A 13,057-nucleotide genomic window follows, 5' to 3' on the forward strand; every position below is an offset into this window, starting at 1 on the left:
CGGGCCAGCACCCGCTCTTTCATCCTTCCTGAAATACTCCCGCCGGAAGCAGCGCCCGTCAGGGCGCGTCGCTTACTCTGCGGCCAGACCGCGGCCTTTCAGCAGCGCCTCGACGCCCGGCAGCCGCCCGCGGAACGCGGTGTATAGCTCAGCCGGATCAACAGACCCGCCGGCGGAAAGGATATGCGCCTCCAGCGCCTTGGCACGTTCTGCATCAAAGGCCCCGCCTGCCTCCTCAAAAGCGGCAAAGGCGTCGGCGTCCATCACTTCCGACCACATGTAGCTGTAGTAGCCCGAGGAATAGCCGTCGCCGGAAAACACATGGGCAAAATGCGGCGTAGCGTGGCGCATGATGATCGCCCGCGGCATGCCGATTTCCTCCAGCACCTCGGCCTGCTTGACCATCGGGTCGGAGGGTGCCGCCCCGTCGTGGAAGGCAAGGTCGACCAGCGCGGAGGCGACGTACTCTACCGTCTGAAAGCCCATGTCGAAATTGGCCGCCCCCAGCACTTTCTCCAGCATCTGCTGCGGCATCGGTTCGCCGGTTTCCGCGTGGGTGGCAAACTCCTGCAGAACCTCCGGCACTTCCAGCCAGTGTTCATAAAGCTGGCTGGGCAGTTCGACAAAGTCACGTGCCACCGAAGTCCCGGAGATGCTCTCGTAAGTCACATTAGACAGCATCTGGTGCAGCGCGTGGCCGAACTCATGGAACAGGGTGCGGGCGTCGTCCCAGGACAAGAGTGCCGGGTCGCCCTTGGCGAAATTGCAAACGTTGATCACCACAGGTGCCTGAACATCAGGGAACTTGGCCTGCTGGCGCATGGCGGAGCACCAGGCTCCCGAGCGTTTGGAACCGCGCGCGAAATAGTCGCCGATGAACACCGCCACATGGCTCCCGTTCCGGGTCACCTCCCAGGCGCGGCAATCCGGATGGTAAAGCGGCACATCCAGCGGCGCGAACTTCAGTCCGAACAGTCTATTGGCGCAGGCAAAAGACGCCTCGATCAGCCGGTCCAGCTGCAGGTAAGGCTTCAGCGCAGCCTCATCCAGGTCATGCTCGGCCTTGCGGCGTTTCTCCGCGTAGTAGCGCCAATCCCATGGTTCCAGATCGCCGTTGACACCGTCCGCCTGCATCATTTCAGTCAGTATCTGCGCGTCCTGATCGGCGCGCGACTTGGCCGCCTCCCAGACCTCCATCAAGAGCCCGCGCACTGCCTCCGGCGTCTTGGCCATTTCGGTTTCCAGCTTATAGGCTGCGAAGTTTTCGTAACCCAGCAGCTGCGCGCGTTCTTCCCGCAGCTGCAGGATTTCCGCTGCGATGGCGCGGTTGTCGGTCTCGCCGCCATTGGCGCCGCGGGCGGACCAGGCGTTGAAGGCTTTTTCGCGCAGGTCGCGGCGCGGCGAAAATTGCAGGAACGGTGTGATAAGCGACCGCGACAGGGTGACCACCGGGCTTTGCTTGCCCTTTTCCTCGCCAGCCGCACGGGCCGCCTTGACCACGAAATCCGGCAGGCCCTCCAAGTCCTCCTCGCTGAGCTCCATGAACCACTCGCGCTCATCCGCCAGCAGGTTCTGGGTGAACTGAGTGCCCAGGGTGGCCAGCCGCCCCTTGATCTCCTGCATCCGCGTATCGGCGTCACCTTCCAGCGCCGCGCCGCCGCGGACAAAGCCGCGATGGGTCAGCATCAGAACCCGCTGCTGTTCATCGGTCAGGTCCAGCTGCTCGCGCTGGTCCCACACTGCCTTAATGCGCGCATAAAGCGCCTTGTTGGCGGTGATGGCCGAGAAATGCGCGGCAAGTTTCGGAGAGAACGCCCGCTGCAGTTCTTCCCGCTTGGGGTTGCTGTCGGCGCCGGCCACGGTGAAGAACACGCCCAGCACCTGCTCCAGCTCGCGGCAGGGTGTCTCCAGCGCCTCGATCACATTGGCAAAGCCGGGCGGCTCGGAATTGCTTGCGATGGCGTCGATCTGTGCCTTATGCGCCGCCAGCGCCTGTTCCAGCGCAGGGGCGAAATCATCATCGGAAATGCTGTTGAACGGGGCGATTTCAAACGGCGTGTCCCAGCGGGACAGAAGCGGATTGGACATATGAAAGGTCTCCTTTGCAGGTGACGCTATCGGCAAAGACAGGAGGCTGCAATTGGCCTTTCCCGGCGCAGGTCCGCTGTCTCAGCCGCCTGCGCCCTCGCCCTCCGTCAGTTCTGCTGGAATGATGCGGATGGGCACATCCGCCACATTGGCTGCCCGCGCGATGCGCCACTCAAAGCGTCCCATTTTGCCATCGGTGTCGATCAGCACCACCACCGGCTCCTTGCCGGTAATCTCTGCCGCAAACAGCGCCTGCTGGATACTGTCGAGACTGCTGCGTTTATCCAGCCCGAACTCGATGACGCGGTTCTCGTTCTCGCAATCGGTGCGGATCGAGGCGCCGCCGCCGGGATAAGTAAAATCATGCACCCGTTCCGGCTGGCCGCCGAACAGGGCACCGCAAAGGAGCGCGATGTAGTAGGCTTCGTTCACTGGCGGCGTTCAGCTTTCCGCTTTGCCGCTGCAGGCCGGGCAGCCCGCCCGCCGGGACAGGCGGATCTTGCGGGTTTCGCCATACAGCCCGTCATAAATCAGCATCTCGCCGCGCAGCACCGCCCCGGCGCCGGTGATCTGCTTGACCGCCTCCACCGCCATCATCGATCCGACCACGCCGGGCAGCGGACCGATCACCCCGGCCTCGGAGCAGCTGGGCGCAAGACCGGCTGCGGGGGCCTCAGGAAAGATGCACTGGTAACACGGGCCGTCTTCGGCCGGGTGAAACACACTCAGCTGGCCCTCCCACTGCGAAAGCGCGCCGGAGATCAGCGGCTTGCCCAGCGCCACCGCGGTGCGGTTGGCCAGATAGCGGGTTTCGAAATTGTCAGTGCCGTCGAGGATCAGATCATATTCGGCAAATAGCTCTGCTGCGACCTCCTCTGTCAGACGGCGGTTGTACGGGCGCACCTCCACGTAGGGGTTCTGCGCCTGCATCGCGGCCTGGGCCGAGAACACCTTGGGTTTGCCGATGTCCGCGTCCTGGTGGATTACCTGGCGCTGCAGGTTGGCGTTGTCGACCACGTCGTCGTCAATCACCCCGATTGTGCCCACGCCGGCAGCGGCCAGGTATTGCAGCGCAGGCGCGCCAAGCCCGCCGGCACCGATCACCAGCACCTTGGCCTTCTTCAGCTTCTTCTGCCCCGGCCCGCCCAGTTCCCGCAGAACGATGTGGCGGGCATATCGGTCAAGCTCGCTTTCGGTGAAGGTGCTGGCGGGCTGGTTCATCTTTGCTTCCTGAGGCTGGGCGCGGTTTTTCAAGGCCGCCACGATACGCGCATAGAACCCCGCCACAAGGGCAAAGCCGCCGAGCAACAGCCAGGATGCCGCAGAGCCGCCAGTGCCTTCGCGCAGGGGATGCCCGTCCGGCAGGGTCAGCTGCACTGCCAGCACGGCGGTGAACAGCACCGCCAGCAGCGTGATACGCAGATTGCGCGGCAGGCCAAGGAAGCGGCCGCCCCACCAGATCAGCACAGCAAGAATGAGAATGCGCAGCATCAGCCGCGCCCGGTGGAGCCGAAGCCGCCGTCGCCCCGCTCAGTTCCTGTAAGCGCGTCCGCAACCTCGAACCGCGCTTGCAGAACCGGCGCCACCACCATCTGCGCAATACGTTCGCCGTGGTGAACCTCAAAGGGCTTCTGACCGGCATTCATCAGGATCACCCCCAAGGGCCCGCGGTAATCGCTGTCGATGGTGCCGGGCGTATTGGGCAGGGTGATGCCATGCTTCAGCGCCAGCCCGGAGCGGGGACGGACCTGCACCTCATAGCCTGCCGGGATCTCGATCCGCAGGCCGGTCGGCACCAGCGCCCGCTCGCCCGGCTGCAGCACCAGACAGCCGCGGTCCGGCAGGTTGGCGCGCACGTCGGCACCGGCAGCACCGGCAGTTTCATACGACGGCAGCGGCACATCCCGGTCTGCCCCCTCATCGTGGATCACACGGATAGTCACCATCACAGCGCCCCTGCTTCATCTTTCCAAAAATACTCAAAATCACCCGGCCAGCGCCGCCGCGATCCGTTCTGCCAGCTTGCGGGCCACTTCATCCTTGCCCATGCGCGGCCATTCTTCAGCCCCGTCATCTGAAATCAGGATCACCGCGTTTTCACTGCCGCCCATGATGCCGGTTGCGGGGGAGACGTCATTGGCCACGATCCAGTCGCAGCCCTTGCGCTTGCGTTTGGCGGTTGCGTTCTCGATAACGTCGTTGGTTTCCGCCGCAAAGCCGACCACCAGCCCGGGGCGGCCTTGCTTCATCTGCGAGACGGTTTTTAGAATGTCGGGGTTTTCAGCGAACTCCAGCACCGGCAAACCATCATTGGATTTCTTCAGCTTCCGGTCAGAGGCGCTGGCCACCCGCCAGTCCGCCACCGCGGCGGCAAAGACACCAGCGTCGGCGGGCAGTGCCTGCTGCACGGCGGCTTCCATCTCACGGGCGCTTTCCACCGGCACCACTTGCACGCCCTCGGGCGGGCGCACCTCTGCGGGGCCCGTGACAAACACGACCTCCGCCCCCAAGTCGCGCAGAGCACGGGCCACCGCTGCCCCCTGCGCCCCGGAGGAGCGGTTGGCGATATAGCGCACCGGGTCGATCGGCTCATGCGTCGGTCCGGAGGTCACCAGGATGCGCTTCCCCTTCAGCGGTCCATCCGCAAGCTTGGCGGCAATAGCGGCCAGGATTTCCTCCGGCTCCGCCATCCGGCCGGGGCCGAATTCACCGCAGGCCATACTGCCCTCATTGGGGCCAACAAAGGACACGCCATCCTCTTTCAGGGTTTCAAGGTTGCGCTGCGTGGCCGGATGCTCCCACATGCGGACGTTCATCGCAGGCGCCAGCAGCACCGGCGTGTCGGTCGCCAGAAGCAGAGTCGAGGCAAGGTCATTGGCAAAACCTTGCGCCATCTTCGCCATCAGATCGGCGGTGGCCGGCGCCACAACTAGCAAATCGGCGCTGCGCGACAGTTGGATATGGCCCATCTCAGCTTCTGCCGTCAGGTCGAACAGCTCCTGATGCACCGCAGTCCCGGCCAAGGCCGAAACCGAAAGCGGCGTCACGAACTCCGCGCCCGCCTTGGTCAGCACCGGCGTCACCCGGGCGCCGTGATCCTGCAGGCGCCGGATCAGCTCCAGCGACTTATAGGCCGCAATGCCGCCGCCGATGATCAATAGAATATGTTTGCCAGCCAGCATTTGCGCATCCTCGCCCGGTTTCCCGCGACCTTACTGCGGCGCGGCAAAAGTGTGAAGCTGTCAGCCGTCCTCGCGGAACGCAAGGCAGGGATCGGGGCGTTCGACTGCAGGGGCATCCAGTATCACGTCAAATTGCCCGCCGATTTGCCCGTCCTCAGACTGGCCCAGGCTGCGGATAACAGCCTCCGGGCGGGCCTTTACCAGATAGACCGCCAGTCCCTGGTCCATGCGGGCATGGCCGTTGCCGGTGATGACAGCAACCGGGCCTCCAGTCTCTGCCAGAGCCTTGTCTGCAGCCGCCGCCAGCGCAGCATCGCGCAAGCGCTGGAAGCCCACCAGCACCGGCAGCATTTCTTCTGGCATGGCGTTGCAGTGATTGATCTGCTGATCCGTCTCCCGCGCTGCCTGTTCCGCTTCCGGCAGCGGCTGGTCCAATCCGAAACGCGCGGAAGCGTCAGCACCGAAATAGTCCGCTATCCCGTCACTCATGACTGCAGGGGCGTTTTCCCGCGGCACCAGTGCGCCATACTGGCGTGCACCCTTGGCTGCCGCAAAGACCGGGGCATACAGGCCGAACTCCGGCCAGCCACTTGCCGCCCAGTTCAGCGCTTTGGCCGTTTGCTCTGCATCACCGAGACCTCCGGTTTCCAGCCTTTCAGCCTGTTCCGCGGTGATCATCTCCCAGACCACGGCCTTAGGCTTCAGAACAGCCAGCAGCTCAGCTTGCCGCTGGTGGTGCACAGGATTGTCGTGCACCTCGCCCAGGATCGCAACATCCGCCCCCCTTAGCACTTCAACTGCGCCGGCAAGCTCTTCTGCGCGGGCACCCATCACGCCAAGCGCCGCCAGAACGGCGGCGCTTGCAATCATTCTCAGGCCAGGGAAACGCTTTCTCATGAAAGCAGTTTGTGCACCTCGCGCGATTGGCCTTCAAGGCATTTGCGCATTTTCTGGAACGCGCCGGCCTCCAGCTGGCGCACCCGCTCCTTGGACAGGCCAAGCTCTGTGCCCAGGCTTTCCAGCGTGCGGGGCTGCTCGCGCAGCTTACGCTCTGTGATGATGAACCGCTCACGCTCATTCAGTGCCTGCAGCGCAGAGACCAGCCATTTGCGCAGCTGACGGCGGTCATGCCGCTCCTGCACCAGTTCCTCGGCCTGCGAGGTTTCATCCTCCAGCGCATCAATCCATTCGCGCCCCTCATCCTCCGCCGACTGGATCGCGTTGAGCGAGAAGTCGGCGCCGGACAGGCGGCCTTCCATCATCTCGACATCGCGCAGCGGCACCCCGATTTCTGTTGCGATTTTCTGGTGCAGCTGATGCCGGTCCAGCCGCACGCCCGACACACGTGCCTCGCGTTCGAACTGCGCCTGCACCCGGCGCATGTTGAAGAACAGCGATTTCTGCGACGAGGTGGAGCCGGTGCGCACCATCGACCAGTTACGCATCACATAATCCTGGATCGACGCCTTGATCCACCAGACCGCATAGGTCGAGAACCGCACTCCGCGGTCCGGGTCGAATTTGTCCGCTGCTTTCATCAGACCCAGGCCTGCTTCCTGAATCAGGTCGTTCATCGGCGCCCCGTACCGCTTGAACTTGGCCGCCATGGAAATTGCCAGGCGCATATAGGCGTTGATAAGCCGGTGCAGCGATTGCACGTCGCGGTCATCCCGCCAGGCATATGCCAGGCGCCGCTCGGTCTCTGCATCCAGCAGTTCCGCCTTCATTGCCTGTCTCGGCAATGGGTTTTCAAGTGTTTGATCAAGTGCCATTGTGATTTCCCCCCGGAAACTAATTAACAAACTGCCGCCTGGGGGCGTGCATGGAACAATCGGGGGCCCGGTTTTAGGCCGGCAGCAACAGCGCACTGGATGCGACTCTCGGCTCATCCAAAGGCCAAAACGGAAAAGTTAAATTGTATTTTGGCCCCTGCGCAGACTTTCCCGGCCTAAATAAGTGGAACCCCGGGACGCTGCGGTCTCTTGTCTTCACCGGGCCCTGCAGTTACCCACAGGAACGGCTTCGGACTCATAGGTTAGCAAAAAATGCCGTTAAATGTAACTTTTATTCTGGGGGGCGCTGCCTCAGGCAAATCGGCATTTGCCGAACAGCTGTGCGCAAACACCGGAAAAGACAAAGTTTACTGGGCAACTGCACAAATTTTTGACACTGAAATGCGCGAAAAAGTGTCCCGGCACCTCGAACAAAGAGGTTCCGGCTGGGCGACTATTGAAGAACCGGAAACAGCCGCGCAGGTCCTGGATCCCCTCAACAGCCGCCAGGTTTGCCTGATGGATTGCGCGACCATGTGGCTGACAAACCATTTGCTGGCAGAGCATGACCTGAACGCGGCAACCGACGAATTGCTGGCCGCCATCAGCCGCTGCCAGGCCGATCTGGTAATTGTCTCCAATGAAACCGGCCTGGGCATTGTGCCGGAAAACAAGCTGGCGCGCCGCTTCCGCGAAGCCCAGGGAAGGCTCAATATTGCTCTGGCGGCACGGGCGGATACCGTTGTTCAGGTCACGGCCGGGCTGCCCCTGGTGCTGAAAGGGGCGCTGTGATCACCCGCCTGTTTCTGGTGCGGCATGGTCCGACTCACGCGAAGTGCATGGTCGGCTGGTCCGACCTGCCCGCCGACTTGTCCGATTCGGCAGCGCTGAAGCGCCTGTCAGCGTATCTGCCTGCGGATGCCCTGGTGGTGTCCTCCGATCTTTCCCGAGCGGTTGAGACAGCCTCCGCCATCCAGGGCAGCCGGGAACGCCTGCCCCACGCCGAGGCCCTGCGCGAAATCCATTTCGGCGCCTGGGAACTGCGCACCTGGGCCGAAGTGGACGCCGAAGACCCGGAGCGCATCCGCGCTTATTGGGAAACCCCGGGTGATGTGACCCCGCCCGGCGGTGAAAGCTGGCACCAGGTCTGCAACCGGGTGAACGCGGCGATTGACGCACTGATCGGCGCACACCGCGGCCGCGACCTGATCGTGGTCGGCCATTTCGGCCAGATCCTGACCCAAATCCAGCGGGCGGAAATGCTGACGGCGGAGGAGGCCTTTGCCCACCGGATCGACAACCTGTCGGTCAGCGAAGTCTCCCTCGGGCCGGATGGCTGGAAGGCCGGAAGTATCAATCACCTGCCGTGACGGACACCATCACAAACATTCCATTTTGAAATGTGCGGGCCCGCGCTAGCCTCCTGCCATGGCTTATGAAATCTATATTGGCGACCGCATGTATTCCAGCTGGTCATTGCGCGGCTGGCTCATGCTCGAGAAATTCTCCCTGCCCCATACAGTGCATATGGTGGGGCTTTATTCCGGAACCATGGCGCAGGAAATGGCGCATCTGGCACCGGCGCGGCTGGTGCCCGCGCTGCGTACGCCGGAGGGCATGGTGGTTGGCGAAAGCCTGGCCATTGCCGAAACCCTGGCCGAATCCCACCCCGACGCTGGGCTTTGGCCGTCCGATCCTGCACAGCGGGCCACAGCGCGCTGGCTGGCAGCGGAAATGGTTGGCGGCTTCTCGGCCTTGCGCGGCGAATGCCCGATGCAGCTGGCCCATATCTATGAAGGCTTCGAGGTGTCGCGCAGCGTAAAAGCCGACCTGGACCGGATCGAGGCGCTGTTTGCCCATGCCCGCAAGGTTTCCGGCCACAGCAGCGGTTATCTGTTCGGAGACTATTCTCTGGCAGATGTTTTCTACACCCCGGTTGCAGCCCGGATCGTGGGATATGGCCTGCCGGTTTCCGCGGAAACCCGCACCTATTGCAAACTGCTGCTGTCAGACCCGGCAGTCCTGCGCTGGCAGGAACAGGCGCATGAGGTCAGCTATGACCCGGAACCCTATGCGATGGACCTGCCAAAGCGGCCCTGGTCGCTGGACTGAGCCCGCGGCCTGCGCGAATTCTTCGTGAATTCGCGGCTGCCCGGCGAACACGTTAACCAATCGGAAACCACGATTGCCAAGCATCTCTCCCTGACCTTTCAGGAGGCGGGGAGAGATGACAGCACGGTCCTACACGGTGGCTTTTCAGGGCGTCGAGGCCCGCCAGGTCGAGGTGCAATGCGCCGTCGCCCCCGGATTGCCTGCTTTCTCGGTAGTTGGCCTGCCGGACAAGGCGGTCCAGGAAGCGCGCGAAAGGGTGAGGGCAGCCTTTGCGGCGATGTCCATCGCCCTGCCCTCGCGCCGGATCACCATAAATCTGTCGCCCGCGGATCTGCCCAAAGAAGGCAGCCATTTCGACCTGCCGATTGCGCTCGCCTTGCTGGCCGCTATCGGCATCGTCCCGGCGGAAAAGGCTGAGGAAACCATTGCCCTTGGCGAGCTGTCTTTGGACGGCCAGTTGATGCCCGTGGTTGGCGCCCTGCCCGCAGCTGTGACCGCGGCAGAGGAAGGCCGGATGCTGCTCTGCCCGAAACATTCCGGGCCGGAAGCCGCCTGGGTCGATGCCGCGCAGGTGATCGGGGCCGCCACGCTGACGGAGGTGGTGCAGCACTTCACCGGCCAGCGGCGCATCGAGCCTGCCGTGCCGGGCGAGGCCGTCCTCGGGCTGGGCGGCAAGGACCTGCGCGATGTGAAAGGCCAGGAGACCGCCAAACGCGCGCTGGAAATCGCCGCCGCCGGGCGCCATCACACTCTGATGGTCGGCCCGCCAGGATCGGGTAAGTCGATGCTGGCGGCACGGCTGCCCTCGATCCTGCCGCCGCTGTCCCCAGCCGAGGCGCTGGAAACCTCGATGATCCACTCCCTATGCGGGCTGATCGACGAGGGCGGCATCAGCCGCGCCCGCCCTTTCCGCGAACCGCACCACACCGCCTCCATGGCCGCAATCGCCGGCGGCGGGCGGCGGGCGCAACCGGGCGAGATCAGCCTGGCCCACAACGGCGTGCTGTTCCTGGACGAGCTGCCGGAGTTCGGCCGCCCGGTGCTGGAAACCCTGCGCCAGCCGCTGGAAACCGGCGAAGTGATGGTGGCGCGCGCCAATGCCCATGTGAAATACCCCAGCCGCTTCATGCTGGTGGCCGCCGCCAACCCCTGCAAATGCGGCTATCTGGCCGATGCCAACCGCGCCTGCTCCCAAGCCCCCATTTGCGGGGCGAACTACCTGGGCCGGATTTCAGGGCCGCTGCTGGACCGTTTCGACCTGCATCTGGACGTGCCGCCGGTGGATGTGGCCGACCTGGAGCTGCCGCCCAGCGCCGAAGGTTCTGCCGAGGTTGCGCAGCGCGTGGCAATTGCGCGGGAAGCGCAGACCGCCCGGTTTCAGGACCACCCCGGCCTGCGCCAGAACGCCGACGCCGAGGGCGCGGTGCTGGAAGAAATTGCCGCCCCTGACGCCGAAAGCCGCGATCTGCTGGTCCGGGCAGCCGAACGTTTCGGCCTCAGTGCGCGCGGCTACCACAGGGTGCTGCGGGTCGCGCGTACGATTGCGGATCTGGCCTGCGAAGAAGCGGTGCAGCGCCCTCATTTTGCTGAGGCGCTGAGCTTCCGGCTGCCGGGATGACCCGGAGCCGGAGCAGACGTCAGACCTTCGCTTCGATCGCCCGCCAGACCTTCTCAGCGATATTCACGCCGTCGAACCGCTCCAGCTCCTGAATCCCGGTGGGTGAGGTCACGTTGATCTCGGTCAGGTAGTCGCCAATAACGTCAATACCGACAAAAATCTGGCCCTTTTCGCGCAGCAGCGGGCCGATGGCGGCGCAGATCTCAAGGTCTCGCTCGCTCAGGCCGATCTTCTCAGGCCGGCCGCCCACATGCATGTTCGACCGGGTCTCTCCCGCTGCCGGCACCCGATTGATGGCCCCCACCGGCTCGCCATCAACCAGGATCACCCGCTTGTCGCCATTGCTGACATCCGGCAGGAATTTCTGCACGATCAGAGGCTCGCGGCTGAAGCCGGTGAACAGCTCATGCAGGGAGGTGAGGTTGCGGTCGTTTGCATCCAGCCGGAACACACCCGCGCCGCCGTTGCCATAGAGCGGCTTCAGGATCACATCGCCATGCTTTTCCTTGAACGCCTTGATGGTCTGCAGGTCGCGGGCGATGGTTGTGGGCGGAGTCAGCTCCGGGAAGTTCAGCACCAGCAGCTTTTCCGGATAGTTGCGCACCCAGAACGGATCGTTCACCACCAGCGCTTTGCCTTTCAGCATGTCCAGCAGGTGGGTCGAGGTGATGTAGTGCATGTCAAACGGCGGGTCCTGGCGCAGCCAGACCACGTCGAATTCCGCTAAATCAACTTCGCGTTCGGGCCCCAGAACCGCCGGGGCGCCCTCCACCCGCTGCACGGTCATGTCGTGGCCGCGGGCGGTGATGCGGCCTTCCTGGTAGGCCAGCTGGTCGGGGCCGTAATAAAACAGCTCATGGCCGCGCGCCTGGGCTTCCTCGGCCAGGCGGAAGCTGCTGTCGGCGTTGATGTTCACGCCCATGACCGGGTCCATCTGGAAGGCGATTTTCATGGCAGTATCCCTCGTAAGCTGCCCGAATACATGGCCCACAGAACGCCAGGGTTCAATGGGGCAGCTGCGGATCAGTCAAAGCCGATGGCGTTTTCGATAATCTCCACCGCGCCCGTGCCATCCACCAGCGCCGCGTCGAAACGGACCGGCGTCAGCTGGCCTAGCGGTTCGTTTTCCAGATACTGCCCGGCGCTGGCATAGATGCGTTCCGCCTGCCGCGGTGTGATCCGCAGCGCCGCACCGGCGCTGGTTGCGCTGTGTTTCACCTCGACAAACACCAGCCCGTCCGGACCGCGCAGGATCAGGTCGATCTCGCCTCCAGCCCCGCGCCAGCGGCGCTCGGCCACGGAGTAGCCGCGGTTTTCATAGTGGCGCGCGACGATCTCCTCCGCCGCTTCACCGGCCAGATGCGCGCGGGCGCCGCGGTGCTGGCGGGCACGGCTCACGGCTCAGCTGTCCTTCGCCATCTTCAACGCCATCTGGTAAACCTTTCGCCGGGGCAGCCCGTGCATCTCGGCGACGATTCCTGCGGCATCCTTGACCGAATTGCCCTGCAATGCGGCCTGCAGGTCGCTTTCAAGGTCGCCCTCGCTGACCTCAACCTCCTGCGCGCGGTCAACCAGCAGCACGATTTCGCCCTTGACCGGCGTCTCCTCCAGCCCGGCAGCCAATTCCGTCAGCGGTGCACGTCGCACCTCCTCAAATTTCTTGGTCAGCTCGCGGCACAACGCGGCAGGTCGGTCGCCCAGCACCGCCGCCATATCGGCAACCGAAGCCGCCACCCGTTTCGGGGATTCATAGAAAATCAGCGTGCCGGGGATTTCCCGCAACTCCTCCAGCCGCTTGCGCCGGGCGCCGGAGGAATTGGGCAGGAAGCCTGCAAAGAAGAACGCATCCGTCGGAAGCCCTGCAAGCGTCAGCGCCGTCGCTGCCGCCGAGGCGCCGGGGGCGCAGGTGACCGTATGGCCTGCCTCCGCCGCCGCGCGGCTGAGGTCAAACCCGGGATCGGCAATCAGCGGCATCCCGGCCTCAGACGCATAGGCGACCGACTTCCCTTCGCCAATCGCCTCCAGCAATTTTGCCCGCGCACCGGTGCCGCTGTGGTCATGGTAAGCAATGATCCGCCGCCCGCCCAAAGGCACCCCGTGAATCTCCATCAGCTTGCGCAGCGAGCGTGTATCCTCAGCCGCAAGCACATCGGCCGAAGCCAGCACATCCAGCGCCCGCAGGGTAATGTCGCGGGCGGTGCCAATCGGCGTGGCAACAAAGTAAAGCCCGGGGGACAATATGACATTCTGGTGATTCAACGCTGGACCCGCCTTTTTGGTCGTTT

General features: G+C 63.9%; 14 protein-coding genes. 4 read left to right on the forward strand and 10 right to left on the reverse strand.

The window, feature by feature from the left end:
- Positions 1-72: 72 nt before the first annotated feature.
- The 7 genes from RA24_RS13050 to RA24_RS13080 form a co-directional block, all read right to left on the reverse strand.
- The gene (locus tag RA24_RS13050) at positions 73-2,088 is read right to left on the reverse strand and encodes a M3 family metallopeptidase (protein ID WP_039192062.1); all 2,016 of its coding nucleotides are present in this window, start codon (positions 2,086-2,088) and stop codon (positions 73-75) included.
- A gap of 81 nt (positions 2,089-2,169) precedes the next feature.
- On the reverse strand, positions 2,170-2,520 hold the full coding sequence (locus RA24_RS13055) for a hypothetical protein (protein WP_019297714.1): 351 nt from the start codon (positions 2,518-2,520) through the stop codon (positions 2,170-2,172).
- Between the two features lie 9 nt (positions 2,521-2,529).
- Entirely contained in the window at positions 2,530-3,579 is a 1,050-nt protein-coding gene (locus RA24_RS13060; protein WP_039147312.1) for a HesA/MoeB/ThiF family protein, read from the reverse strand.
- Positions 3,579-4,034, reverse strand: a complete 456-nt coding sequence (gene dut, locus RA24_RS13065) for a dUTP diphosphatase (protein WP_019297712.1) — start codon at positions 4,032-4,034, stop codon at positions 3,579-3,581. Before dut ends, RA24_RS13060 begins: the two co-directional genes overlap by 1 nt.
- 39 nt (positions 4,035-4,073) lie before the next feature.
- Positions 4,074-5,270, reverse strand: coding sequence for a bifunctional phosphopantothenoylcysteine decarboxylase/phosphopantothenate--cysteine ligase CoaBC (gene coaBC, locus RA24_RS13070; RefSeq protein ID WP_019297711.1), 1,197 nt, complete (start codon positions 5,268-5,270; stop codon positions 4,074-4,076).
- A 60-nt stretch (positions 5,271-5,330) separates the two neighbouring features.
- Positions 5,331-6,140, reverse strand: a complete 810-nt coding sequence (locus tag RA24_RS13075) for a ChaN family lipoprotein (RefSeq protein ID WP_082020367.1) — start codon at positions 6,138-6,140, stop codon at positions 5,331-5,333.
- A 23-nt stretch (positions 6,141-6,163) separates the two neighbouring features.
- Positions 6,164-7,042 (reverse strand): RNA polymerase factor sigma-32, encoded by an 879-nt coding sequence (locus RA24_RS13080; RefSeq protein ID WP_029204974.1) that lies wholly within the window; start codon positions 7,040-7,042, stop codon positions 6,164-6,166.
- A gap of 273 nt (positions 7,043-7,315) precedes the next feature.
- Between RA24_RS13080 and cobU the strand changes: the two genes are divergently transcribed.
- From cobU to RA24_RS13100, 4 genes are all read left to right on the forward strand, one after another.
- A complete protein-coding gene (gene cobU / locus RA24_RS13085) occupies positions 7,316-7,834 on the forward strand; it encodes a bifunctional adenosylcobinamide kinase/adenosylcobinamide-phosphate guanylyltransferase (protein WP_039171685.1) in 519 nt (172 codons plus the stop codon).
- On the forward strand, positions 7,831-8,412 hold the full coding sequence (locus RA24_RS13090) for a histidine phosphatase family protein (protein ID WP_039171688.1): 582 nt from the start codon (positions 7,831-7,833) through the stop codon (positions 8,410-8,412). The genes cobU and RA24_RS13090 overlap by 4 nt, the downstream gene beginning before the upstream one ends.
- A 58-nt stretch (positions 8,413-8,470) precedes the next feature.
- The gene (locus RA24_RS13095) at positions 8,471-9,154 is read left to right on the forward strand and encodes a glutathione S-transferase (protein WP_039192068.1); all 684 of its coding nucleotides are present in this window, start codon (positions 8,471-8,473) and stop codon (positions 9,152-9,154) included.
- Positions 9,155-9,269: 115 nt separating this feature from the next.
- The gene (locus RA24_RS13100) at positions 9,270-10,772 is read left to right on the forward strand and encodes a YifB family Mg chelatase-like AAA ATPase (protein WP_039147331.1); all 1,503 of its coding nucleotides are present in this window, start codon (positions 9,270-9,272) and stop codon (positions 10,770-10,772) included.
- A gap of 19 nt (positions 10,773-10,791) precedes the next feature.
- On the opposite strand, the gene gshB is transcribed toward RA24_RS13100, so the two are convergent.
- From gshB to rsmI, 3 genes are all read right to left on the reverse strand, one after another.
- Complete coding sequence (gshB, locus tag RA24_RS13105; protein WP_039147334.1) at positions 10,792-11,724, reverse strand: glutathione synthase; 933 nt, start codon at positions 11,722-11,724, stop codon at positions 10,792-10,794.
- A 71-nt stretch (positions 11,725-11,795) separates the two neighbouring features.
- Positions 11,796-12,170 carry a YraN family protein gene (locus RA24_RS13110; RefSeq protein ID WP_039192070.1) on the reverse strand — a complete coding sequence of 125 codons (375 nt, stop codon included), beginning with the start codon at positions 12,168-12,170 and terminating at the stop codon, positions 11,796-11,798.
- A gap of 3 nt (positions 12,171-12,173) precedes the next feature.
- Entirely contained in the window at positions 12,174-13,031 is an 858-nt protein-coding gene (gene rsmI, locus RA24_RS13115) for a 16S rRNA (cytidine(1402)-2'-O)-methyltransferase (RefSeq protein ID WP_039192072.1), read from the reverse strand.
- Positions 13,032-13,057: the final 26 nt, after the last annotated feature.

The organism is Leisingera sp. ANG-M6 (genome assembly GCF_000813905.1).
In the GTDB taxonomy this organism is placed as follows: Bacteria; Pseudomonadota; Alphaproteobacteria; order Rhodobacterales; family Rhodobacteraceae; genus Leisingera.

Coding starts and splice junctions, on each gene's coding strand:
- RA24_RS13075 (WP_082020367.1), bottom strand. CDS start 6,140: ATGATTGCAAGCGCCGCCGTTCTGGCGGCGCTTGGCGTGATGGGTGCC.
- dut (WP_019297712.1), bottom strand. CDS start 4,034: ATGGTGACTATCCGTGTGATCCACGATGAGGGGGCAGACCGGGATGTG.
- RA24_RS13050 (WP_039192062.1), bottom strand. CDS start 2,088: ATGTCCAATCCGCTTCTGTCCCGCTGGGACACGCCGTTTGAAATCGCC.
- gshB (WP_039147334.1), bottom strand. CDS start 11,724: ATGAAAATCGCCTTCCAGATGGACCCGGTCATGGGCGTGAACATCAAC.
- coaBC (WP_019297711.1), bottom strand. CDS start 5,270: ATGCTGGCTGGCAAACATATTCTATTGATCATCGGCGGCGGCATTGCG.
- RA24_RS13080 (WP_029204974.1), bottom strand. CDS start 7,042: ATGGCACTTGATCAAACACTTGAAAACCCATTGCCGAGACAGGCAATG.
- RA24_RS13060 (WP_039147312.1), bottom strand. CDS start 3,579: ATGCTGCGCATTCTCATTCTTGCTGTGCTGATCTGGTGGGGCGGCCGC.
- cobU (WP_039171685.1), top strand. CDS start 7,316: ATGCCGTTAAATGTAACTTTTATTCTGGGGGGCGCTGCCTCAGGCAAA.
- RA24_RS13100 (WP_039147331.1), top strand. CDS start 9,270: ATGACAGCACGGTCCTACACGGTGGCTTTTCAGGGCGTCGAGGCCCGC.
- RA24_RS13095 (WP_039192068.1), top strand. CDS start 8,471: ATGGCTTATGAAATCTATATTGGCGACCGCATGTATTCCAGCTGGTCA.